At 37.1% G+C, this 23,798-nt stretch carries 27 protein-coding genes; 17 read left to right on the forward strand and 10 right to left on the reverse strand.

Going from position 1 to position 23,798, the window contains the following annotated elements:
* Nucleotides 1-22 precede the first annotated feature (22 nt).
* The 6 genes from ACQKN3_RS04690 to ACQKN3_RS04715 form a co-directional block, all read right to left on the reverse strand.
* A complete protein-coding gene (locus ACQKN3_RS04690) occupies nucleotides 23-286 on the reverse strand; it encodes a translation initiation factor 2 (protein WP_427709762.1) in 264 nt (87 codons plus the stop codon).
* A gap of 1 nt (nucleotide 287) precedes the next feature.
* Nucleotides 288-959, reverse strand: coding sequence for an HAD hydrolase-like protein (locus ACQKN3_RS04695; RefSeq protein WP_427709764.1), 672 nt, complete (start codon nucleotides 957-959; stop codon nucleotides 288-290).
* Between the two features lie 5 nt (nucleotides 960-964).
* Nucleotides 965-1,510 carry a DUF5412 family protein gene (locus ACQKN3_RS04700; RefSeq protein WP_251687773.1) on the reverse strand — a complete coding sequence of 182 codons (546 nt, stop codon included), beginning with the start codon at nucleotides 1,508-1,510 and terminating at the stop codon, nucleotides 965-967.
* Between the two features lie 115 nt (nucleotides 1,511-1,625).
* Nucleotides 1,626-2,153 carry a YceI family protein gene (locus ACQKN3_RS04705; protein ID WP_427709766.1) on the reverse strand — a complete coding sequence of 176 codons (528 nt, stop codon included), beginning with the start codon at nucleotides 2,151-2,153 and terminating at the stop codon, nucleotides 1,626-1,628.
* A 133-nt stretch (nucleotides 2,154-2,286) separates the two neighbouring features.
* Nucleotides 2,287-2,889 (reverse strand): FMN-binding negative transcriptional regulator, encoded by a 603-nt coding sequence (locus ACQKN3_RS04710; protein ID WP_427709768.1) that lies wholly within the window; start codon nucleotides 2,887-2,889, stop codon nucleotides 2,287-2,289.
* A 9-nt stretch (nucleotides 2,890-2,898) separates the two neighbouring features.
* The gene (locus tag ACQKN3_RS04715; protein ID WP_251687780.1) at nucleotides 2,899-3,414 is read right to left on the reverse strand and encodes a GNAT family N-acetyltransferase; all 516 of its coding nucleotides are present in this window, start codon (nucleotides 3,412-3,414) and stop codon (nucleotides 2,899-2,901) included.
* A 365-nt stretch (nucleotides 3,415-3,779) separates the two neighbouring features.
* Here ACQKN3_RS04715 and rsgA point away from each other — a divergent pair, with 365 nt between their 5' ends.
* From rsgA to ACQKN3_RS04735, 4 genes are all read left to right on the forward strand, one after another.
* Complete coding sequence (rsgA, locus tag ACQKN3_RS04720; protein ID WP_427709770.1) at nucleotides 3,780-4,811, forward strand: ribosome small subunit-dependent GTPase A; 1,032 nt, start codon at nucleotides 3,780-3,782, stop codon at nucleotides 4,809-4,811.
* A 150-nt stretch (nucleotides 4,812-4,961) separates the two neighbouring features.
* Nucleotides 4,962-5,591, forward strand: a complete 630-nt coding sequence (locus ACQKN3_RS04725) for a hypothetical protein (RefSeq protein WP_251687784.1) — start codon at nucleotides 4,962-4,964, stop codon at nucleotides 5,589-5,591.
* 223 nt (nucleotides 5,592-5,814) lie between these two features.
* Nucleotides 5,815-7,263 carry a cardiolipin synthase gene (gene cls / locus ACQKN3_RS04730; protein ID WP_427709772.1) on the forward strand — a complete coding sequence of 483 codons (1,449 nt, stop codon included), beginning with the start codon at nucleotides 5,815-5,817 and terminating at the stop codon, nucleotides 7,261-7,263.
* A 123-nt stretch (nucleotides 7,264-7,386) separates the two neighbouring features.
* On the forward strand, nucleotides 7,387-9,183 hold the full coding sequence (locus ACQKN3_RS04735) for a M3 family oligoendopeptidase (protein WP_427709774.1): 1,797 nt from the start codon (nucleotides 7,387-7,389) through the stop codon (nucleotides 9,181-9,183).
* 65 nt (nucleotides 9,184-9,248) lie between these two features.
* On the opposite strand, the gene ACQKN3_RS04740 is transcribed toward ACQKN3_RS04735, so the two are convergent.
* Complete coding sequence (locus ACQKN3_RS04740; RefSeq protein WP_427709776.1) at nucleotides 9,249-10,304, reverse strand: nucleoid-associated protein; 1,056 nt, start codon at nucleotides 10,302-10,304, stop codon at nucleotides 9,249-9,251.
* A 671-nt stretch (nucleotides 10,305-10,975) separates the two neighbouring features.
* Between ACQKN3_RS04740 and ACQKN3_RS04745 the strand changes: the two genes are divergently transcribed.
* Complete coding sequence (locus tag ACQKN3_RS04745) at nucleotides 10,976-11,569, forward strand: YpjP family protein (RefSeq protein ID WP_427709778.1); 594 nt, start codon at nucleotides 10,976-10,978, stop codon at nucleotides 11,567-11,569.
* A 656-nt stretch (nucleotides 11,570-12,225) separates the two neighbouring features.
* Here the strand turns inward: ACQKN3_RS04745 and ACQKN3_RS04750 are convergent.
* On the reverse strand, nucleotides 12,226-12,567 hold the full coding sequence (locus ACQKN3_RS04750) for a DUF378 domain-containing protein (RefSeq protein WP_251687795.1): 342 nt from the start codon (nucleotides 12,565-12,567) through the stop codon (nucleotides 12,226-12,228).
* A gap of 437 nt (nucleotides 12,568-13,004) precedes the next feature.
* Here ACQKN3_RS04750 and ACQKN3_RS04755 point away from each other — a divergent pair, with 437 nt between their 5' ends.
* From ACQKN3_RS04755 to ACQKN3_RS04765, 3 genes are all read left to right on the forward strand, one after another.
* Nucleotides 13,005-13,196: an ABC transporter permease gene (locus ACQKN3_RS04755; protein WP_251687797.1), complete on the forward strand. Its 192-nt coding sequence runs from the start codon at nucleotides 13,005-13,007 to the stop codon at nucleotides 13,194-13,196.
* 236 nt (nucleotides 13,197-13,432) lie between these two features.
* Entirely contained in the window at nucleotides 13,433-14,410 is a 978-nt protein-coding gene (locus ACQKN3_RS04760) for a thymidylate synthase (protein WP_427709780.1), read from the forward strand.
* A gap of 12 nt (nucleotides 14,411-14,422) precedes the next feature.
* Nucleotides 14,423-14,893: a dihydrofolate reductase gene (locus ACQKN3_RS04765; protein WP_251687801.1), complete on the forward strand. Its 471-nt coding sequence runs from the start codon at nucleotides 14,423-14,425 to the stop codon at nucleotides 14,891-14,893.
* Between the two features lie 53 nt (nucleotides 14,894-14,946).
* On the opposite strand, the gene trhA is transcribed toward ACQKN3_RS04765, so the two are convergent.
* The gene (gene trhA / locus ACQKN3_RS04770) at nucleotides 14,947-15,591 is read right to left on the reverse strand and encodes a PAQR family membrane homeostasis protein TrhA (RefSeq protein WP_251687803.1); all 645 of its coding nucleotides are present in this window, start codon (nucleotides 15,589-15,591) and stop codon (nucleotides 14,947-14,949) included.
* 197 nt (nucleotides 15,592-15,788) lie between these two features.
* Between trhA and ACQKN3_RS04775 the strand changes: the two genes are divergently transcribed.
* The 5 genes from ACQKN3_RS04775 to msrB all read left to right on the forward strand — a co-directional run bounded on the left by ACQKN3_RS04775 (nucleotide 15,789) and on the right by msrB (nucleotide 19,253).
* Nucleotides 15,789-16,634, forward strand: a complete 846-nt coding sequence (locus ACQKN3_RS04775; RefSeq protein ID WP_251687805.1) for a DegV family protein — start codon at nucleotides 15,789-15,791, stop codon at nucleotides 16,632-16,634.
* 156 nt (nucleotides 16,635-16,790) lie between these two features.
* On the forward strand, nucleotides 16,791-17,702 hold the full coding sequence (locus ACQKN3_RS04780; protein WP_251687807.1) for a GDSL-type esterase/lipase family protein: 912 nt from the start codon (nucleotides 16,791-16,793) through the stop codon (nucleotides 17,700-17,702).
* Nucleotides 17,703-17,706: 4 nt separating this feature from the next.
* The gene (locus ACQKN3_RS04785; protein ID WP_427709782.1) at nucleotides 17,707-18,279 is read left to right on the forward strand and encodes a YpmS family protein; all 573 of its coding nucleotides are present in this window, start codon (nucleotides 17,707-17,709) and stop codon (nucleotides 18,277-18,279) included.
* A gap of 17 nt (nucleotides 18,280-18,296) precedes the next feature.
* Nucleotides 18,297-18,824 (forward strand): peptide-methionine (S)-S-oxide reductase MsrA, encoded by a 528-nt coding sequence (msrA, locus tag ACQKN3_RS04790; RefSeq protein WP_251687811.1) that lies wholly within the window; start codon nucleotides 18,297-18,299, stop codon nucleotides 18,822-18,824.
* Nucleotides 18,825-19,253 (forward strand): peptide-methionine (R)-S-oxide reductase MsrB, encoded by a 429-nt coding sequence (gene msrB, locus ACQKN3_RS04795; protein ID WP_251687813.1) that lies wholly within the window; start codon nucleotides 18,825-18,827, stop codon nucleotides 19,251-19,253. It abuts the gene before it with no gap.
* Between the two features lie 44 nt (nucleotides 19,254-19,297).
* On the opposite strand, the gene ACQKN3_RS04800 is transcribed toward msrB, so the two are convergent.
* Nucleotides 19,298-21,088 (reverse strand): methyl-accepting chemotaxis protein, encoded by a 1,791-nt coding sequence (locus ACQKN3_RS04800; protein WP_427709785.1) that lies wholly within the window; start codon nucleotides 21,086-21,088, stop codon nucleotides 19,298-19,300.
* A 90-nt stretch (nucleotides 21,089-21,178) separates the two neighbouring features.
* Between ACQKN3_RS04800 and ACQKN3_RS04805 the strand changes: the two genes are divergently transcribed.
* The 4 genes from ACQKN3_RS04805 (at nucleotide 21,179) to ACQKN3_RS04820 (ending at nucleotide 23,665) form a co-directional block, all read left to right on the forward strand.
* On the forward strand, nucleotides 21,179-21,403 hold the full coding sequence (locus ACQKN3_RS04805; RefSeq protein WP_251687815.1) for a YozE family protein: 225 nt from the start codon (nucleotides 21,179-21,181) through the stop codon (nucleotides 21,401-21,403).
* Between the two features lie 190 nt (nucleotides 21,404-21,593).
* On the forward strand, nucleotides 21,594-22,301 hold the full coding sequence (gene deoD / locus ACQKN3_RS04810) for a purine-nucleoside phosphorylase (protein WP_251687817.1): 708 nt from the start codon (nucleotides 21,594-21,596) through the stop codon (nucleotides 22,299-22,301).
* A 177-nt stretch (nucleotides 22,302-22,478) separates the two neighbouring features.
* A complete protein-coding gene (locus ACQKN3_RS04815) occupies nucleotides 22,479-23,024 on the forward strand; it encodes a hypothetical protein (RefSeq protein WP_427709788.1) in 546 nt (181 codons plus the stop codon).
* A 182-nt stretch (nucleotides 23,025-23,206) separates the two neighbouring features.
* Nucleotides 23,207-23,665, forward strand: coding sequence for an RND transporter (locus tag ACQKN3_RS04820; RefSeq protein ID WP_427709790.1), 459 nt, complete (start codon nucleotides 23,207-23,209; stop codon nucleotides 23,663-23,665).
* The last annotated feature ends 133 nt before the right edge of the window (nucleotides 23,666-23,798 follow it).

A 23,798-nucleotide genomic window follows, 5' to 3' on the forward strand; every position in this document is an offset into this window, starting at 1 on the left:
TTTAAAATCGATGCTTTTTTGTTTAGCTTCTAAGCTGATACCAGCTGAATAGCATTGCGACTAAACTGATGCTCAATAATATCCCGCCGACAACAAGAGATGCATTGGCATAGCTTGTTTTAATAAATATGTATTCATTCGTATCTGACATACCACCAAGAAATTGTATCCAAATAGAGCTAAGTGAATTGGCAATTCGTCCGTTAAAAAAAATTAATAGTAGTCCAATGAGCGCAAATATACTGCTTAATTTAAGCAAATCCGAATTTCTTGTCGAGTTTAACATGTTATCCCCCCACTGAACGTATTCGATAGGTGTTCATAATGTCAATTATTTGAGGAAATTGTTCAGCGATATGATGGGCTTTTTTTATTTCTGCAAGCTGAGCAAAATCAAAGTTCACTGCAATTGCTATTAAATTGTTATCAATCGCTGCGTTAATATCGGATGCGCGGTCACCAACGACAAAACCGCTGACTATATTCTGTTCCATTATTATTCGTTCAACAAGTTGGGATTTATTTTTTGATGGAATTATATCAATACTATAGCATCCCTTTATCCAACGTTCTAAATTATATGTAGACATAATTGCTTGTAAATAAGCCGTTTCGCCATTACTGGCAATAAATAATGGGTAATATTCACTCAACGATTGAAGTGACGGCAATACGTTTTCGTAAAGGGCACCGTTACCTTGTCGGATTTCTTCAATAAGTGATGCCTGAAAAAAATGATTGCTCTTTTCACGAATTTTATCGGAATGATCGGGACACAACGTCTTCCAAACGACTTCAAGCGGTACACCCATTATTTTTCGGTATTGCTCGATAGGAGCAGCACCTGACCAAAGATTATTTTGACGTAAATACTCAAATGTACGCTCGAGCGCCGGCTCTAAAATAAGATTTGTCTGAAATAAAGTGCCATCCATATCAAATATAATTGCTGTTTGCATTAACTTCACCTCGTATTAATTTTATAGCCGAATGATTCTCCGTTTTTTAAATTGATTTCGTGTCCATTAATAACGACAATCTCATTGGTCAGCCATTGAATATTCGCTTTTTCGGCATGTCTTTCATAATAAACCTGTTTCTTAAATCCAAAAGGACCATCAAGTTCTCCACGGATACCAAATGATCCCATTGCTCCTGCATCGAAAGCATAAAAATCCAATGAATAGTCCATATTCGGTGAATAGGATGTAAACAGATGTTCAGTCCCGCCAAATGAATAGACAACGATTTTTAAAGAGAAAAATAAAATAATAAACGATGCAAATAAAATGGAGATAGTATTTACGAAAAACGCAACCACTTTCTTTAAGCGTGACAATTGTTTATATTCCTGCCGTAGTGCATATATAATGAGCACAAAAAGGAGGGCAACAACAATAAGTGTTGTATAGGAAAACGTCCATAATGTTGTACTCATCAAATAAAAGCAAACCCCGATAAAGGCAAGACATAGACTGAAGATCGTAATGGCAGACCAAAAATTCCGCAAAAAAGCACCTCTTAACTAACTGGAAAATAATGTTTTAATATTTGACGCTATATAAAATGGGAAGTTGCACAAAAAAACAGCCGTTTCCAAAATAGCTACGGCTGCTCATGAATAATTATTGTGCTGGGTTTAATTCAAGTTCTACTTTAATTTTAATATCTTTGCCGACTAAAACGCCGCCTGTTTCTAGTGCAGCATTCCATGTAAGGCCGAATTCTTCACGGTCAATTTTCGTTTCCGCTTCAAAACCGTAAACTTCAACACCCCATGGATTAGTTCCTTTACCGCCATATTCCACATCAAATACGGCCGGTTTTGTTACATCTTTAATTGTCAAATCGCCCGAGACTTTATAGTCGTCACCGTCTTTTGTGATGCTTGTTGATTTAAATTTAATGTCAGGGAATTGCTCAATATCAAAGAATTCCGCTGATTTTAAGTGGTTGTCACGATCTTCATTATTTGTATTAATACTTGTCGTATCGATAGTAATTTCAATTTGTGCCGATGTTAAATCTTCTAAATTATCAACTTCTACATCCGCTGAATAATTCGTAAACTGACCTTTAACTTTCGACACCATCATATGCTTGACTTCAAAACCTATTGTTGAGTGTGCCTGATCGATTTGCCATTTTGCCATGATAAATTCCTCCCAACTATTATGAAACCCAAGAAATTCTTTACCTTGAATTCGAGATAAATTTACCATATTAGGGTATAGGTGTCAATTGAAATACAAGACTATTTAAATAATTCCAACTTTTTATAATATGTTAATTTTCCAGCATTAATTTAGCGATAATTTCATCAAAACCGTCATTCCGTTTTAGTAATTCATCGATGACAAGTTTTTGGCGTTCTTTCGAATGACCTTGGCTCAATTTTGCCGCAGCTTCAATGGAGCTTATTCGTAATTTGAACGGCACAATGCCTTTCAATAAGCCGGTCATATATTTGGAGTCAACATCATTTACATCATAGGAGCTATTCGGAGTTTCATACTTTTCAATTAAATGGTGAAGAGATCTCCGGATTTCTTCCTCGTCCTCCATCATTTCGATAAACCCCTTTACATGGACAGATACATAGTTCCACGTTGGTACTGAATCTTTTGTTTCGTACCAGGAAGAGGAGATGTAGCTATGGGGGCCATTAAAAACCGCGAGCACCTGTTGATTGAGAATATCCTTCCACTGTGTATTGGCACGTGCAAAATGGCCGTAAAGAAACTTGCTATCTTCACATAAAAAGAGCGGTAAATGAGTGGCTTTCGGTACCCCTTGATGAATGGAAACAACTGTCGCAAAACTATATTCATTAATAATCTGATGAATCTTTTGCTCATCTGTTAACTGATACTGCTTTGGAATATACATCATTTTCCCTCACAAATGTTTTGTCATAATAAAATCGTTTTGTTCTTCTTCACCCATGAAAAATGAATGGAAGCCTGTTTTTACAAAGCCCGCTTTTTCATAAAATGCAATGGCGTTCATATTTTTTTCCCACACACCGAGCCATATTTTGTTTTTATTCATTTCATTGGCCAGTTTGATCGCATCATCCATCAATACTTTCCCTAAACCGAGTTTCTGAAAACAGCTTAAAATATAAATCCGTTCCACTTCCAGAGTGTCCGGCCCTAACAGTTCGGACTGTGCTTCATCTGTATTGACCTTTAAATAACCTGCCAGCTCTTCATTTACAAACAGTAACTTAAATAATGAGTGTTTATTTTCAAGCTCAGCTGTCAGTTTTTCTGCTGAAAAAGCTGTGTTCAAATAAGCCGTCATACTTTCCTCGCTGTTTTGCTCATGAAACGTTTCGTAAAACGTATCCCGGCTGATTGTTTGTAAAGCGTCTAAATTTTCGTTAGTACATTGTATTAGTTGAATGTTCATTAAAAAACTCCTTAATATTTGCGTTTAACCCTCGCTTTACATTTTCCCAATCTTTTAAAGAGATGTAAACCGATAATTTGGTAAATTATAGTTAAGAAAAGTATTGACAAAACATTCTATCTATTGTTATAGTTGGAATAATTAATGGAGAGAGATGGTGATGAATATGACTAAATTACATGAGATTGAATCAATGCAATTATGCCTGTCATATGACATTCGCCACAAAAGTGCCTTCTAATAGAGAAGAGTCACACTTCTTAACTGTGCGTATGAAACCTTATGACGGCAAAATTGCTATCATAAGGTTTTTTTGTTGCCTAAAAAACAAAAATACTACCATACACCATTAGGAGGCAATTCCATTGAATTTACAACAATTAGGTTTTACAGCATTTTTTGAAACACAACTACAAACATTATCGATTGATATGACGACAAAGCTTGTTGGACGCGTCATACTCGAACATAAACACTCTTACCGTGTCCTGACAGAACAGGGCGAATTTTTGGCAACGGTATCCGGAAACTTTGCATACCACGCCTTTTCAAGAAAAGATTACCCGGCTGTAGGCGATTTTGTCGTTATTGAACAAATGCCGGGAGAAGAACGTGCCATTATTCATTATTTATTTGATCGGAAATCCAAATTTACAAGAAAAATGGCAGGTCTAGAAGTCGATGAACAAATTGTGGCAACAAATGTTGATCTCATATTACTTGTTATGAGTTTAAATGATGACTTCAATATACGCCGTTTAGAACGCTATTTAGTTGCTGGATGGGATTCAGGGGCAACACCGGCTATTGTATTAACGAAAGCGGATTTATGCGAGGATGTCACACCGTATTTAAAAGAAATTGAATCGGTTGCTTTCGGTGTGGATATTATGACGGTGAGTGCGCATACTGGTGAAGGAATCGCTTCATTACATGCGCTGTTAACTGAAGGGAAAACTGCCGCATTACTCGGTTCTTCCGGTGCAGGGAAATCAACACTTACAAACGCTTTATTAAACACAGAACAAATGAAAGTGTCGACAATCCGTGAAGATGATGCAAAAGGTCGCCATACGACGACACACCGGGAACTTGTTGTTTTACCATCCGGTGCTTGCCTGATTGACACTCCTGGAATGCGGGAGTTACAGCTTTGGGATCAGGGGGACAGTCTAACTGCAAGTTTTTCCGATATTGAACAGATTACAGAAAACTGCAGATTTCGCGACTGTAAGCATAAAAATGAACCCGGTTGTGCTGTATTGCAGGCAGTTGAAAAAGGAGAACTTGATGCTGCACGATTGACGAGCTTTTTTAAACTGCAGCGGGAACTTGCCTATATTGAGAAAAAGGCGAATACGGATGCCCAGCTTGCTGAAAAACGTAAATGGAAGTAACTATCAAAAAGCATAAAGAAAATGAGATAATTTATAGTAGATGCACTTATTTTGTGCATCTGCTTTTTTATGTAACCGGGAAATTTGAACAGTCATTGATTGTAATGAAGATTGAGCTATAATGAATGAAGTAGAAGAGGAAGTGAAAAATTGATTAACTGGATTTATGTCATTATTTTAGGGGTAACAGTAGGGCTAATCAGTGCTATGTTGGATTGGCCATTCTCTGTAAGTATATCTATTATTGTCCTATTTGCACTTTGTTCCATCGGCTATATGTATTACATTGCATTTGCTTCGACGAATCTGTTGAAAATAAAAAAATACATCGAAAAGCATAAAAAAGACCCAATGCTAAATTATATCCTTGCCGTAGAAAACGGGACAAAAGAAGAAGAAATCGGGGCTATGGATCGCATTATCGCACATTACAAGCAACCTGTTATTAAACATACATATGAAATGAACCGGGCACTCCGTCTTAATGATTTTGAACGTGCGGAGCAATTTGCAGACAAACTGCTGGATACACCAAATGGTCTATATGGAAAGGCCAGTATTGCAGCGTTATTAGGTAATCGAGACTTGGCAAAAAGTTACCCATTAAAGAAGGTGTGGATGAACGATGCGGTTGATGCCCAATTAGCATTAGCAGAAAATAACATTGAGCTATTTGATCAATCCGCAGCGAAAGCAATTGAGGGTGCTAAAGGATTACAACGTTACTCATTATATTTCAGTTTGAAGAAGGCCAAACAGGAACATGAGTGGGGAAAATAGTATTGAACCATGTTATCGCTTACTTATCAGGTAAGCGGTATTTTCATTTTCACTGTAGTTCCAAATCTCACCCGAAAAGTGAATCGATTCCTTTAAAATATGCATTTGCATGTCTTAAATGCAGATTTACAGGGAATAGTAAAATAGTAGAAAAAACTAGTAATTTATAACATTTAATAGTTGCTTTCTCTTAATAATTAAATAATGAAAAGAGATGAATTTCATGACAGTCACTGGTATTTTAACCGTCACCTTATTTGTATTAAACATATTGTTTGCCCTCGTATTAATATTCATCAGCCGAAAAAGCGCATCATCTACATGGGCTTGGTTATTTGTACTCTTTTTCTTACCGATTTTTGGTTTTATTTTATATTTACTAATAGGTCGGAATTTACAGAAGAAACATTTTGTAAGGTGGCATGCGGTCCAGCAGGAGGAAACACTGGAATCATTCCAGGATCAAAAGAATGCGTTGGAAGAAGGGACATACGATTTTCCGAATGCTATTACAAAAAAGCATGAAGCCTTAATTAAGATGAACGTCGATTATAACCATTCTTTATTGAGTTCAAAAAATGATGTCAAAATACTGTCGGAAGGGAAAGAAAAATTCCGTTCGGTCATAGAAGATATCGAAAATGCAAAACAGACCATTCATATTCAGTACTACATCTATAAAATGGATGATGTCGGTAAAAGTATTTTCAATGCGCTCGTCAAAAAAGCGAAAGAAGGCATTGAAGTGCAGATGATGTACGACGATTTAGGTTCACGTACATTACGCAAAAAGGATCTGAAAAAATTAACGGATGCCGGAGGGCAGGTAGAAGCGTATTTTTCATCGTATTTTAAGCTGTTTAATCCACGTATTAATTTTAGGAATCACCGGAAACTTATTATTATTGACGGAAGGGTCGGATATATCGGCGGGTTTAATGTCGGGAATGAATATGCCTGTCTGGATGACGATATCGGGTATTGGCGCGATACGCATTTGAGAATCGAAGGTAATTCTGTTTATAATATGCAGGCTCATTTTCTATTTGACTGGTACCAGGCGAGAAAAGAAGAGCTGACTGAAATCGAACAAAGGTACTTCCCGACGTTTACCGTAGATGCAGACACACCTGTTCAAATTGTGTCGAGCGGTCCTGATACGGACTTTGAATCAATTAAAAACAGTTATATCCGAATGATTTTAAGTGCCAAAAAGTATGTTTATATTCAATCACCATATTTTGTACCGGACGAACCATTTATGCATGCGGTTCAAATTGCTGCTTCATCAGGTGTTGATGTGCGCATAATGACGCCCGAAGTAACCGATCATGCTTTCGTATATGGAGCCAATTCAGCATACAGCGGCGACTTATTGGAAGTTGGCGGTCGAGTATACCGTTATAAAAAGGGCTTCCTTCATGCAAAAATGATTGTCATTGACGATGAAGTGGCGACAATTGGTACGGCTAATATAGATGTCCGAAGTTTTAGCCTGAATTTTGAAATTAACGCCATTCTATATGATGCAAATTTAGCGATACAATGCAGAGAGCTGTTCGAAGCAGATATTAAGAACAGTTTTGAATTAACGAAGGAGCAATACGACGCACGCAAAACTTGGACGAAAATTCGGGAATCCGTTTCGCGTTTATTATCACCGATTTTATAATGCTAGAGCTAGCCGGTTACAAGGCTAGCTTTTTTATTTCTAAATCCGAAATATTTTCGAGCACTTTAACTTATTTTTTAGTAAAATAAGAATTGAACTAAAATTCAGAAAGTAGGTAATAGAATGGTAAATGTTAAATATCCTGAAGTTTGGGATTTGGATGTTTTTTTCCCTGGTGGTAGTGCTTCTTCACAATTAATCGAGCATATTGAAAGTTTGACACCTAAACTGGAAGTATTAAAAGAGAAAATCGACAAATTCGAAGTACCACAAAACAGTGATGCTGCATTAGAAATCCAATCGGTATTGGAAAGCATCAAAGAAGTAATGCTGCATATTTCCCAGGCAGGGGCGATGCTTTCTTGCTTAACTGCACAAGACACGACGGATCGTGATGCATTACTATTGCAAGGCCAATTATCAGGGATAGCGGCAAATTCATCGCCGATTCTGGAAAGCTTCAATCAAAAATTGGGTAAAATCGAACAGTCAACTTTCGAAGCATTATTGCAGACAGAAGAATTGGCTCAATTCGAATTCATCTTAACGGAATGGCGCGAAAAATCGAAAGAGTCATTATCCGAAGAAGAAGAAGCGCTAATTTCAACTTTAGGTGTTGATGGATACAGTTCTTGGGGCCAGCTTTATAACATGCTGATCGGCGATATTAAAGTGGAAGTAGAAGTGGACGGCGAAAAGAAATTACTTTCAGTTGGACAAGCGAACAATTTAAGTTCGCATAAAGACCGCACAGTGCGAAAAGCGGCATTTGAAGCATTGGAAAAAGTGTTTACAGAGCGTGAAGAGTTCTTTGCAAAAACATTAAATCACTTGGCAGGTTTCCGGTTAGCCGTTTATAAAAAGCGCGGCTGGGACTCAGTAACAAAAGAGCCGCTACAAATTAACCGCATGAAACAGGAAACAATCGATGCGATGTGGGGTGCCATTACATCTCGTAAGTCGACATTTGCAGGTTATTTGCAGCATAAAGCAAATCTGTTAGGTACAGAGAATTTAGACTGGTTTGACTTTGATGCACCGGTCACGGATTCAACAGCTACAATGTCATATCAGGAAGGCGCTGAGTTTATCCTGAAGCATTTCGGCCGCTTTGGTTCAGAAATGGAAAGCTTTGCACGTACAGCGTTTGAAGACGGGTGGATTGAAGCGGAAGACCGTGATAATAAACGTCCAGGCGGTTTCTGCACAGGAATGCCGTTATCAGAGCAATCTCGTATTTTCATGACTTACTCCGGCTCGATGTCAAATGTTTCCACACTGGCACATGAACTGGGACATGCTTTCCATTCGTATGCACTGCGCCCTGTTCATCCATTGAACCGCCGCTATGCAATGAATGTTGCTGAAACAGCTTCAACGTTCGCAGAAATGATTGTTGCAGATGCAGCAGTTGAAGAAGCAACAACTGAACAGGAAAAGATTGCGTTACTGGAAGATAAAATTCAGCGTTCAGTTGCTTTCTTTATGAATATCCATGCGCGTTACTTGTTTGAAACTCGTTTTTATGATGAGCGCAAAAAAGGCATTGTATCAACGAAACGCTTGAACGAACTGATGGAAGAAGCTCAAATTGAAGCACATGCAGGCGGGTTAGGGGAAACACATCCGCATTTCTGGGCATCAAAAATGCACTTCTATATTACAGGTGTACCGTTCTATAACTTCCCGTACACATTTGGTTATTTATTCTCATTAAGCATTTACGCGAAAGCAAAAGAAGAAGGTAAAGGCTTTGAAGAGAAGTATATGGCTCTGTTGCGTGACACAGCGATCATGACAGTTGAAGAATTGGCAATGAAGCATTTAGGCGAAGACATTACGAAAGAAGATTTCTGGTTAAAAGGAATCTCACTTTGCGAAAAAGATGTCGAGGAATTTATTGCGTTAACATCGAAATAGGTTGAAAAAAGGGGCAGTGCAAAACACACAGCCCCTTTTTATGTTCTATTATACTTTTATTAAACTTATAGCGGTTTTTTGTGCAGCGTAAATCCTACTGTATCCGCATCACGTATAGTAATCGTATACGTACCGCTTACTTGATCATGCTTTACATCAATATTGTCCAATCCTTTATCATAACGGAAGAGAATTTCACCTTCTGCCGATTTATAAACAACATGCAAATCATCCCGTTTCACTTCGAATGTAGGCGTGAAGTCTGGATTGCGGTCGGTGAATTCATTGATAAACAATTTGGCACCTTGTTCAACGAAATCTTCCCGATTCTCAGGTGGTGCAATTGCTTCATAAATATTATGCACCGATGCGTCTAGTTCAATATATTTGCCATGTTCAAATTCCTCGTCAATCGCTCTTTGTAGGTGGAGAGTCTCCTCTTCATTGATCGATTCCGCGATTTTCTCATATAATTCCTTCATGAGCATTTTTGTTTTCTTTTTGTCGGACGCGATCGGAGTGGCCTGCAAGAAAGTTTCCATGAAAAACTTCGCCGGTTCGCCATCCGATTGTTTATCCAATACATAAACATTTTCTTCGAGCGGATCATAATTCATTCGAATGAGTGCACATTTTTGTACACGACTCGATGCATCAGGCAAAATATTTTCGATTGTTTTCAAATGCAGTGTTTCCAAATCAATCTGTACCGCGTCTTTTGGATCCAGCTTTAACAGTAGAATATAGTCTTCGCCAATAAGTTCGATATGCGCGACAAAGACCGAGCCGTTACTGTTCGATACCGTTTGCATAATTTGATACAGTTTATTTGATAAATCATTGGCTAGCGATAAGAAATGGGTATCATCAGGATATTCTACATAACGGTTCATTTTAGTCAGAATATCATTGTCACGGTCTAAAAATTTACATGCAACAGATTTCGGACTATTCATCGTTGCATCTATGTATGATTCAAAGAACTGATTATACACTTCAGATTGAAGTGCGGATAAATCCATTGTCTCACTTGCAGATACAAAACGGCTTTGCTGCATATCCAGCAATGTAACAGCCATCCGTTTCATTTGGATTGATAATGTTGTTTCAACTTCATTCATCTTTACATAACTCCTTTTAAATTCCGATTTTTCAAGTATAGCGGACATCATGAAAATTTGCACGGACTCAAATTCAGTTTACAAACGCGAACATATGTGTTATGATTGTTTTTGTGCTATTTTAGATAGTGCTATAAATGAATTGGCATTTCTGCTAGTGTTTTTGAAGATACTTATTCACACTGGCGCAAGCTTCAGGGCTGCAAGGACATAGTAGCAGGTTGGGACTATGTTGCTTAAGTTAGAAGAGATTAGTAGAATTTTACCGCGGTTAAAACTGGAGTTGTGCACTCCGAATAAATATAAATTCCCCGGATGATCGGGTTGAGACTTTCATTTATTTATAAATCTATCTATTAAATACTAAAGGGGTCCCCAATATTTGGGGGCCCCTTGTCCAATTCTCCGAATAAAAACCATCCAAATCGGTTTGGATGGCACATTAAAAAAATATTAGTCCGTGAAACATAAAGAAGTCATATACCCAAGCATTAGTAATAATCCAAGACCCATAACAATGTCCATTTTTTAGAACCTCCCTTAATATAACCTACAATATCTTCCTTTTTTATTGTACAATGATTACAATAAAGATGAAACTATTTGTTATAATATTCGTATATATTAAGAAGAGCGTTTTAAATTATACATAATAAAAGTGGGTGATAGACTTGAAAAAATGGATTTACAAATCTCTTGTTGTCTCCGTTGCGTTATTATCGTTTGGTTTAATTACACCAAAGCATGAAATTTGGGCCAATTTTGATGAAGACCGGCATGGCAAATCGGCATTGGATCGTCCAAGCGACAACCATATTTCAGCTGCCTATCAGTTGGATGATATTATCGTTGATGAAAAACCGCTGCCAACTACAGATGACTTTGTGTCTGCTGCAAAAGAACAATCATACATAAAATTTGGAACAAAAGTCGGACCGGTTATTGAACAACAATTCGAAACGAATATTTTCCCGAAAATCGAAGAAGCTATTGCAATGACTGTGGAACGAGTTGGTGATGAAAAACTGCGTAACTTAACGGTTTCCGAAAAACCGAGTGGAGATTATTCAGAAAAAATCTTCCACATTGTTGACAGCAAATCAAAAACAGACGTAATCCGCTTCCATGTGCGAACAGAGAACCGTCCTTTTGATGGCTACTATTACAATTTCCACTATCATACGTTTGAAGACAACTATTCAAAGCATTACGACCTTGGCGAGATTTACTGGAGCAAAAACACACCGCCTAAGTGGTTATCATAGCAAAATAGAGCACCCGCCAACTGGTCGGGTGCTTTTTTAAAGCTTTAAAAATTCTTATTCTATTTTTCGATTTTCTTCTTTCCGGAATTAGCGGCAAAAATTCCGCTAGCTAATGCAATAATGATTGCTACCCATGTCCAAAAACTCATAATTTCACCTCGTTAAATTTAATCTCTCCTTACACTATACAACTTTTGGAAGGTTATTTCCAAAAAACGATAAACGATTACTGATGAATTATCAACAATACACTTTTTTTTCCACGAAAAAGGGAGATTCCATATTAAAGTTTTAGCAAGGAGCTCCAAAATTTGGTGCTTATTCTTCCATCCTTTGCCAAAAGAAACATAAGCGATCAAAGCTTAAATAATCTGTGATTGGCCAACCTTTAATTTAGGGAGTGGTAATCTTGGAAAACAGATTTTTCTTAGGTTTATTTAATGGCCTGATTTTAAGCATTATATTATGGACCTCTATCTTTGGATGGATAAAGATATTAACAGGTTTATTTTAAGTATTATAAAATATGCGAAGAGAAGAACTTTATTTAAATAAGTTTACTTAATCCCAAGATTAAAGTACCGAATAAGCTAAAAGACCAGGTACTCATTATCGAGCGCCTGGTCTTGTGCTTTGCTTTTGTTAATATTTCTGAATTACTTCTCTTTATTGTCGTTATTGTTATTGTTGTTTTTGTTTTTTTGCTTTGCATATTCTGAGAAATCGGCTTCCTTACCAGCTTCCATATTATAATTCGGTCTGTTCGTTGCTCTTGTATGAGTAACGGTTGCATTGTCTTCTTCGTCAAGATTTTTCATTAACAGAGGAATACATGCAAGACCGGCAAGACCGACAAGTGCATAAATAATCCGTGATAACCCGGCAGTTTGACCGCCGAATAATGATGCGACTAAATCAAATTTGAAAAAGCCGATAAGTCCCCAGTTAATTGCTCCAATAATTACAAGTACGAGGGCAATTCTATATAATGCTCCCATTTAAAACATCTCCTTTATTTTAGATAAAGAAGTTCATTCGGTATGTAAAAAACACATACAAAAGAAATTCAAGTATCTATTTCTGCTCGTATTTTTCCCGGGAACCGATTGTTTATACTTCTTTTTTTAAAAAGAAAATGTATCAAAATACGAATAAAAATGTCCCTTTGAAAATAAAAATAATTAAAAATAGGAAATAATATCTGCAGCAACAAAGAGGGAAATATATAGTTCTGATTTCGTAATAAATAAAGCGAAAGTTATTTATTTAACGTTGGGAATAGAGTATCCGGCGATTTATCATAATATTACTATGCGGTTGATAAAAGGACCTTAATTTTTTTTGTGTAATTTACAAAAATTTAAAAATTAAAGGTGAATTTTTATGTAACTCGAGGTATAATATTTGTATACTATAGTAAAAAGGAGGACTGCCGATGATAACCGGTCAGTTAGGGCGAGCATTCCAATTAGCGGAAAAACATAAGCTCGACGTAAATACAATTTTGGAATTAACGAAAATTATTGCAAAAGAAGTAAATGGTGCTCAAAAAATTGAGGACAAAATTTTACTGCAAATGATTCAAATTCTGGAAAACAACAAAACAATTCTTAGGGAGGCAACATAAAAATTGACGCAAACGATTGAGCTATACGATGACTTAGACACATTTGACTAAAGGCGCTACTCAGCAGACGAAATACGAGTAGCGCCTTTTATTGTACCCTTTTTTATACATATTATTTTAGAATCATTAGTAAATTTTCGCTCAGTAGGATTTTCGAGCGATTTTGCAGATTGACGTGTTTTTCTCACCATAAGTCTATATAATAAACGGAGAACATTCTTTAGGAGTGAAAAACAATGGTACATGCAGATCATACATACTTAAATTTATTGCAATATATTTTGGACAACGGGACCGATAAATCTGACCGTACAGGAACAGGGACACGCAGCATTTTCGGCTATCAGATGCGCTTTAATTTACAGGAAGGCTTTCCGCTTTTAACGACTAAGCGCGTACCGTTTAAACTCGTTGCAAGTGAACTTCTTTGGTTTATTAAAGGTGATACGAATATCCGCTATTTACTTCAGAACAACAACCATATTTGGGATGAATGGGCATTTAAAAAGTGGGTAGAATCAGAAGAGTACAGCGGACCTGATATGAGTGACTTTGGACGACGCTCCCTAATTGATGAAGCGTTTAATGAACAGTATCAAATAGAACTTTCTGCATTTTGTGAACGTGTTTTACATGATGATGAATTTGCTTCAAAATACGGAGATTTGGGTAATGTTTACGGGAAACAGTGGCGTAATTGGACAACTTCAGAGGGTGAATCGATAGATCAATTGCAAGATGCAATCGATTTGATTAAACATAATCCGGATTCGCGTCGTATTATCGTGAATGCATGGAACCCGGAAGATGTGATCGATGCTGGAGGAAAGGGCAGTAAAGCGGCTTTACCGCCATGTCACGTGATGTTCCAGTTCTACGTTGCTGAGGGTAAATTGAGCTGTATGCTTACGCAGCGCAGTGCAGATACATTTTTAGGGGTGCCTTTCAACATTGCGAGCTATGCATTGCTGACGCATTTAATTGCCCATGAATGTGGACTTGAAGTAGGTGAGTTTGTGCATAGCATGGCCGATACCCATATTTATTCAAACCATTTTGAACAAGTAAAAGAACAGCTTACTCGTGAGCCGAAGCAATTGCCGATCTTAAAGTTAAATCAAGATAAGCAATCGATCTTTGATTTTGAAATGGAAGATATTTTGCTTGAAGGCTATCATCCGCATCCAACAATTAAAGCACCGATTGCAGTATAAAGGGGGGGCACGATGATTTCATTAATCGTTGCGCATGATGAAAACCGGGTAATTGGCTATCAAAACGATTTGCCATGGTATTTACCGGGTGATTTGAAATACTTTAAAGAAATGACAATGGGAAAACCGATGATTATGGGCCGTAAAACCTACGATTCAATTGGACGACCTTTGCCGGGACGCCGAAATATTGTCATTACTCGAAATGAAAACTTTACAGCAGAAGGAATTGAAGTAGTAGGAAACCTGGAAGAAGCATTGGCGCTAGTTGAAGGTGAAGAAGAAGTGATGATCATTGGCGGTGCCCAAATATTTGAGCAGTCGATGGCCATTGCCGATCGGTTATATATTACATTCATCAACCATAGTTTTAAAGGGGATACTTATTTTCCGTCATACGATGACTGGAAGAAGATCTCATGCCTCGAGCCTATCGAGTCCGAAGATGGATATACGTTCCAGTACTGTATTTACGAAAAATAGCTGTTAAAAACAAAAGGACGTGCTGAATCAAAACTTCAGCATGTCCTTTTCTTTTATATCAGATACATATATACACAAGCCACCATGCATCCACAGCCTGCAATAACGAATAAATGCCAAATCGCGTGATTGTACGGAAGGCGGGTCCATGCATAAAAAATTGCGCCAAATGTAAATAGCAGACCGCCAATAAGCATTAGCATAAAACCATCAAACGTCAAATATGCATATAATGGTCGAATGGCGAAAATGATAAGCCAGCCCATTAAAATATAAAGCACCAATGATAATTTTTCGAATCGATGAATGAACAAACATTTGAACACAACGCCTAATATTGCAATAAACCAAATAATACACAGCATGACAATGCCTGTCACACCTCCGATTGCTACAAGTAAAAACGGGGTATAAGTACCAGCAATCAATATATATATTGAAGAATGATCCAGTATTGAAAAGAACCGTTTATATTTTTCCGGAACACTATGTAATAATGTCGACATTAAAAACAGTAAAATCAAGGATGAGCCAAAAATAGCGTAGGAAGTAATATGTACTGCTGTGCCGTTAGCTGCTGAATGAATAATTAATAGAATGCATGCAGGTATGCTAATGGCAAGTCCTACACCATGTGTTATGGCATTCCAAAGTTCTTCTTTCCAGTTTTTATAATCAAATGCGTCTAAATTGTGCATGAGTCATCACGCTCCTTTATATTAGTATAATTCTTTAGCGAAATATTCGTGATAGATGGATGTCATGATGTTATACTGCTATATGTCATATGAAAATAGTGATAAACTGGGTCATTCTTCAATGACAAATGTCATATTGGTAAACAAATATGATTTCTTTATAATAGTAAGGAAGATAGAAAAAGGATGTGTTTTCTTTGAGTCAAATTCATATCGTAACAGATTCAACTTGCGATTTAACAGACGCGGAAATTCAGGAACATGGAATTCATGTAGTACCACTAACAGTTCAAATTGATGATAAAACGTATACAGATCGTGTAAATTTGCAACCGGATACATTTATTAAATTATTAAAAACAGCAAAAGAACTTCCGAAAAGTTCTCAACCGTCTCCTGGTATATTTAAAGAGTTATATGATGAACTTGGAAAAGATGGTTCAAAAATTATATCAATCCATATGACAGGGAGTATGAGCGGTACATATCAGTCAGCCAATCAAGCTTCACAAATGACTGATTCTGACGTAACCGTAATAGATTCGCGTTATATTGCTTTCGGGTTGGCATTCCAGCTTCGTGAAGCGATCCGTCTACGTAATGCAGGTGCTACATTGGAGGAAATTGTTGCTGGTGTGAATCGTGTACGTGAAAACACACGTCTTTTTGTTGCATTGGACACGTTGGAGAACATGGTTAAAGGCGGTCGAATCGGAAAAGGTAAGGCAGTCGTTAGTTCTTTATTGAATATTAAGCCAATTGGTCACTTAGATATTGGGGAAGTGACGATTTGTGCAAAACCGCGCAGCTATAAGCAAGTGGTGAAATATTTAATGAGTGAATTTGAAAAGGATACTAAAGGTAAAAAAGTGGCAGGTGTTGCCATCTCTCATGCGAATGCAATGGATACGTTAGTGAATCCGTTGATCGAGCAGGTAAAAGCAACAGGTTATACAGGACAAGTTGAAGTTGCCTTTACTTCACCGGTTATTAGTACACATACAGGTGAAGGTGCAATCGGCTTTATTTATTATACAGAATAGATCAAAGGTAATTCTAAAGAATATTAACTTTAGAATTACTTTTTTTATAAATTTAAAAATATTTTCAAATATATCACTATTTTTATAGGCAAATCATTCCTAAAGGTGAGGAAAATATTTTATAATGAAATAACAAAATAAAAAGGGGGAAGTTGCATGTGGCGGTTAGTACTCACATCATTAGCTGTCATTTTCTTGTCCGCATGCTCCGTTACAATTGACCCACAAATAGAAGAAGCACAACAATCCGACAATTCATCCAATGATAATAATGATTTGTCTATATCAGAAGAAGAAGCCGAAAACGAAGAAACAATCAATACGAGCTTTTTTGATATTATAAATGATGTATTTCAACTAGACTGGTCTGATCGTAAGGAAGAAGATGCACAATCGGTTTTTTATTTAGCATTAGGTGATTCGCTAACAAGGGGTGTTGGAGACGAAACCCAGGATTATGGCTATACAATTCGCCTACAGGAGGAGCTGGAAAAATGGCCGATGGTAGAGGAAGTGGAACTCGATAACCGAGGTAAAAACGGTAGACGCAGTGACCAGCTGTTAAGTTTACTTGAGCGGGGCCACTATGAAGAAGAACTGCAAAAAGCAAATCTGATCACGATTACGCTCGGCGGTAATGATGTAATGAAAATTGTAAAAAAGAATTTATTTTCAATGAAAAAGTCTATGTTTGATAAGGAATTGCCCAAATTTGCTGAGCGCTACGAAGAAGTCATTGCAGAAATTCGTAAAGTAAATCCTGATGCGCCGATTATTTTAGTTGGGTTCTACAATCCTTTTTCAATCGTAGTCGATGAGATTACACCTTTCGATCCGATTATTTCGGAGTGGAATGGTGAAATCGAAAAGCTTGCTGCCACAGATGAAAATGCGTGTTTCGTATCTGTAGAGGATTTATTTGTCTCAAATGAGGATATGGTATATCATGTAGACTTCTTTCATCCGAATAGCACAGGATATGATCGTATGACAAAACGCATCATTGAAACAATGCAACAATGTGATATTGAGCAGATGTCAGACGGTTTATTAGGATTTGAGGAGTGAGAAGATGAACAAATGGAAAGTCGCATTTTTATTATTGGCTGGAGCAGTACTCATTACATTTGCCACATTGCTCTATTTAATAACTGCTGATGTAGAACAAGCAACAGAACAGCCACCACTCCCTATTGAGGGCAACATATTGACTGTGGAAACGACAGCTAAAGAATTCGAAGCAATTGCGAAACAATATTTATCGGAAGCTATGAACCAGTCACCTGTTCCGGTAGAGCTGACAGTGGATGATAAAATTTATCTATACAGTACATTAACTGTTTTTAATATCGATTTGCCGATTCAGATGGACTTCATTCCAATTGTAAATAACGGTAATATTACACTGAGTCAAGAAGCGGTCCACGTCGGCAAGGTAAATATTCCTCCGAAAACCGTCCTGAAAATGATTGATGATGCGGTTAATTTTCCAAATTGGATTACGGTGAAACCAAATGACGAAGAAATTTATGTAGATCTGTCTCGCATAAATATTGCAAGTGGTTCCAGAGTGCGTGCGAAGGAAATTGATTTACCAAATGATAAAATAGAGTTGGAAGTAGTTATTCCAAACCAGACGAAGTAAAATAGGAGGTAATTTTAATGGCATATGAAAAAGCGACATTTGCAGGGGGCTGCTTCTGGTGCATGGTAAAGCCGTTTGATCAACAGCCCGGTATTATAGAAGTCGTTTCCGGTTACACGGGCGGGCATGTTGAAAACCCGACATACGAACAAGTATGCAGTGAAACAACGGGCCATCTTGAGGCAGTTCAAATTACGTTTGATCCTGAAATTTATCCGTACGAAAAACTGGTAGAACTTTATTGGACATTGATCGATCCGACAGATGCGGGCGGTCAATTTTATGATCGTGGCGAATCATACACTACGGCGATATTTTACCATGATGATGTCCAAAAGCAGATTGCCGAATTATCCAAGTCCAAACTGGAGGCAAGCGGAAAATTCAAATCACCGATTGCCGTTAAAATCCTTGAAGCGAAGCCGTTCTACGCGGCAGAAGATTATCATCAGCACTACTATCAGAAGAACCCGGCACATTACGAACGCTATTCGGTTGGTTCAGGGCGTGCTGGATTTATTGAGAAATACTGGGGGGCGAAATAAATGAATAAAGAGCAACGTTTAAAAGAGTTAACAGAAATGCAGTATCATGTTACACAAAACCAAGGAACGGAACCGCCATTCCGCAATGAATACAATGACGTTTTCGAAGAGGGTATCTATGTGGATATCGTTTCAGGAAAGCCTCTTTTCAGTTCAAAAGACAAATATGATGCGGGCTGTGGCTGGCCATCATTTTCAAAGCCGATTGAGAAAGTAGAGGTAACCGAGCATTTTGATACGTCGCACGGTATGCGTCGTGTGGAAGTCCGCAGTAAAACAGCCGATTCCCATTTAGGGCACGTATTTCCGGATGGTCCGCAAGAATTAGGCGGGTTGCGTTATTGCATCAATTCAGCAGCATTGCGCTTCATTCCGGTGGAGGATCTTGAAAAAGAAGGCTACGGTGAATATAAATCACTGTTTGAATAAAAAGAACTCGCTTATGGGAAGTCCCATGAGCGAGTTTTTTAATACTAGATTTTAAATTCATTGACAACACTTCGAAGGTGATCTGCTTGTGAAGCCAGTTCCACTGCAGATGCATTGATTTCTTCCATGGAAGCAGATCCTTTAGATGCGGCAGCTGCACTGCGTTCTGTGTTGACAGCCGTATTGTCTGCTATTGCAGCAACATGTACGAACGATGTTGTTACACCGTGACTATTATTTAAAGTTTGTTCAATTTGAGAAACCATCTCTGTTAAAATATCAGATGTTTTTTCTGTCTGAAGTAATATATTTTGTAAAGAATTGGTCGTCTCATTTGTCACTTCCACACCACGGATTACTTTCTCTACCCCTGTGTGATTTTGCTCGATAATGGACTTGACCTCTGTTTGAATTGATCCAACGATTGCCGAAACTTCTTTTGCTGCCTTTTGGGACTGTTCGGCAAGTTTTCGTACTTCAGCCGCTACAACTGCAAAGCCTCGTCCATGTTCTCCGGCGCGAGCAGCCTCGATTGCCGCATTCAAAGCGAGTAAGTTTGTTTGTTCGGCAATTGCTGTAATTGAACTAATTATTGAAGTAATATTTTTTGATTTTTCCCCTAATTTTTCAACCGTATCAGAAGTAGTTGCCATTGTTTCCTCAATTTCAAGCATGACAATGGATGAGTGGTTTACTGATCTGCTTCCTTGGTGTGCAGCGTCCTTCATTTCAGATGCAGCTCGCTGAACTTCTCGTGCCTTTCCGTCTAATACGTGCATCGATTGCTCCAATTTCTGCATTTCATTACCCGAACTCCCGATACTGTTTAAAATTTCACTGCTATCGCTCGCAATTTTCATCGTAGAATCAGCAATAAAATCAATTGTACGAGCATTTTCATCTGCAAGGGCCATTAATTCCTGTGAACTTCCGGATACATTTTCGGCAAGGTTTGAAACGCGTTTAACCAATGCAGAGATTGAGTCGATTAAAATATTGGTCGAATCTCCTATAACAGAAAATTCGTCCTTTGTTTTAACATTTACGCGGCGTGTTAAGTCACCGCCAGCCTGGGCGATATCCAGAATTGATTCATTGATCTTTTTCGTATTTCTACGGATTGATTTCGATAATATATAACCTAATGAAATTGTTAAAATAACGGCAATTCCTGTTAATCCTGAAATCATTATTTTAGAAGCGAATGCAAACTGTTCCAAGTCTGAAATGGTTTTTTCATTGCGCTGTTCAAGTATTTGAATCAGTTTACCTGTATTTTCATCAATATACCCTTTGAAGTTTTGGCTTCCGCTATTCGCAAAAAGTTTAGCGGCATTTTCATAGCCATATTTTTGACGTACTTCAATTGTCGATTTAGAATAGGATAAATAATTAGCATAAAACTGTTGGATTAATCCGAGGATTTTAAGCTCTTCATCCTGATTTTTAAATGACGTTTCAACAGATGTTAAATTTGTATTTATTCGGTCCTTAGTCTCTTCATATAATTGAAGAAATTTTTCGTCGCCTGTAATTAAGTAAGTTTGTTCATGGCTTGAAAGCTTCGCGATATCGGAAGCTAAACTATTAATATGCATTTGCTGTTTTAAATTTTCTTCCGCAAATTCTCGCAAGTTTTTTTCCAAGTTTGTTATATTAATATACGACAAAATTTGCATAGAGATAATAATTGCCATTAAAATAGTGAAAGCAATTAAAATTTTCCCTCGTATTAGATGAAAGAAGTGAAATAGGGCTTTCGGTTTAATAGGATTTTTCCTTAGTTTTTCTTTATTAGGCTTAGTTTTCTTGCTCTTTCGCAAATAATTCACCACTTTCTGAAAAAACAGTATTTAACTATTTTACTACATAAATGGGAAATTTACACTATATATTGTGAAAAAATGTATAAAGGAGGGGAAATATTGAAAAAATCATTTTATCATTTTGCACTAACATTTAGAGGGGGAGAATGGTCGGATGAAAAGGTACGTTTTGCCGAAAGTATGTTTCTCGATCATGCTTTTCCAAAAATGTCCGACAGCTTCGAGGAGCTTACGAATTATATAGAGTTTCAATCCGATGAATATATGACAATAGGTGCCTTTGATCAATTATGGGACCTATATGAAAATAAATTTTCAGTATAGGCATTGTTTTGCATGCAATAAGCGAGATGGGGTATAGTGAAATAAGACACGTCTTCGTAAAGAAAATCGTTATTTTGTCCAAATATTGTTTTTTATGCAAAATTTTTTGTGATGCAAGACGTCTAACGATTGAATGTTTATACGAAAACGTTTACAATTTAAAAGAATTATGATGAAAAGAGGTTTTTTGATGAGCGTTCATATTAATGCCAAAAAAGGCGACATTGCAGAAATTGTACTATTACCAGGAGATCCATTACGTGCAAAATATATTGCCGAAACATTTTTAGAAGATGTTGTTCAATATAACGAAGTACGTAATATTCTTGGCTACACAGGTACGTATAAAGGAAAACGCGTTTCTGTACAAGGGACAGGCATGGGTGTACCTTCAATTTCAATTTATGCGACTGAATTAATGCAAGAATACGGTGTACAAAAACTAATCCGTGTAGGTACTTGTGGTGCAATTCAAAAAGACGTAAAAGTACGTGACGTTATTATTGCACAAACATCATCTACAGACTCAAACATGAATCGAGTTGTCTTCGGCGGTACAATCGACTATGCACCAACTGCAGACTTCGATTTATTACTAAAAGCTTACAATGCTGCTAAAGAAGCGAACTTAAACGTACGTGTAGGAAATATCTTCACTGCGGATATGTTCTATTCTGACGAAGCACAAAACGAAAAATTAGCGCAATATGGCGTATTAGCTGTTGAAATGGAAACATCAGCACTATACACATTAGCTGCGAAATTCGGTCGTCAAGCTTTAACAGTACTAACAGTATCTGACCACATTCTGACAGGTGAAGTAACAACTTCAGAAGAACGTCAAACTACGTTCAATGACATGATGGTTATTGCGTTGGAAGCGGCAATTCAAGATTAATTTTAAATTATAAGCATTTAATAGGCCAATTTGCGCTTATTAAGTGCTTTTTTATTTGTAAAAATTTTAATCCTGTTCTTAATCCCATAAAAACTGGAAACGTTTATTAGTATAAAAAACATCATCTTACGAATAGTAAAACATAGGAATACAAATGATGTTGAGGAGCGTGGTTTTATGAAAAAGGAACAGTTGATACAGCTTATTCAAGATAAGTTTGATGAGGAAGATGCAATCTTGATACGAGATCTTGAAGAAATTTACGATGAAGAAAAAGAACAAGGTCGTAATGGAGCATTACTTAGAGCTTTGTACAGCGATCAATTTGAGATTGATTATAATGAGGATTTAGAAATAGTAATTAGGGAATTAGCAATTCGGATTACCCAATATATCTTTAGAAGTGGAAGTATAGAAGATTTTCATGCAGGTAAGTATAGTTTTACTAAGTATGAAGAGATTCCACCCAACACACCGGTGGAAGAAATTAGTCAGTTAACCGATGACAATATGAAGGTACTTAATAAAGAGCTGGTAGATCATATCGGTTTTATTTTACACCTATTCTCACGTGCGGATTATCTTAGCTTGCATACCGCCATTAGTGGCTATAAATTTTTTGGGAATGATTGGGATGATCCGGAAATTGCAAAGATTCAATCAAAGCATAATGATTATTTATTGCTCGTAACCGGCATGGATAAACATTTAGAAAATAAGTAGCGTGGTTTTTACACATCATACTAAAGATGTGTTTTTTTAATTTTTGAATTGAAGCGATAAAAAATTCCAAAAATTTTCTTAGCGGATGTTTGGCATATCGAATTTGTGTTGTGGGCAAACTGAGATACCGACAATTTTAAAGCACATAAGATGACGGCAAAAAAGTAAAAAGGAGTGAGGGGATGAGTCAGGAAGTAGCGAAGAAATTTGTTGATCGAATCTCAAGCACAGTGGATCCGTTAGCGAATATTGTTACGGTTAGTCTGTTTTGTGAAAATGCCATTAACCATTTGATTCAGGAAAAGCTGCCGAAAGTACGAAGCTTCAAGGATCAGTCAACTTATATCCCGATGGCGAGCTCTAATTACAGCACAAAAGTATATGCTGTTTATGCATTAGGCTTAATCGAACAAAAATTGTTCGAAAACTTATGGTTGCTGAATTATTGGCGCAACAAAGCCGCACATAACATTAGTGTGGATATTAGAGCTTTGCCGATGAACTTTCACATTTTTGATAACAACCTCAAAATAGAAAAAGACATGAATGAAAACGAAATTGTCATCGGCATTGCCCTTTGCACTTACAAAGAATTGCATGTGTTCTTAAATGAACAATACGGTATTAAGTTAAATTGGTGAAGAATAAAAAGTGTCTATGCCTGTAGACACTTTTTATTTTATCCGTCATTCCTAAAAAAATGCACTCTATCCATACAATATTTTCAATTCATAATAAAATTCATCTAATCTTATTTCCAATTTAAAGATATTA

The organism is Solibacillus sp. NPDC093137 (assembly GCF_050280445.1).
Classification (GTDB): domain Bacteria; phylum Bacillota; class Bacilli; order Bacillales_A; family Planococcaceae; genus Solibacillus; species Solibacillus isronensis_B.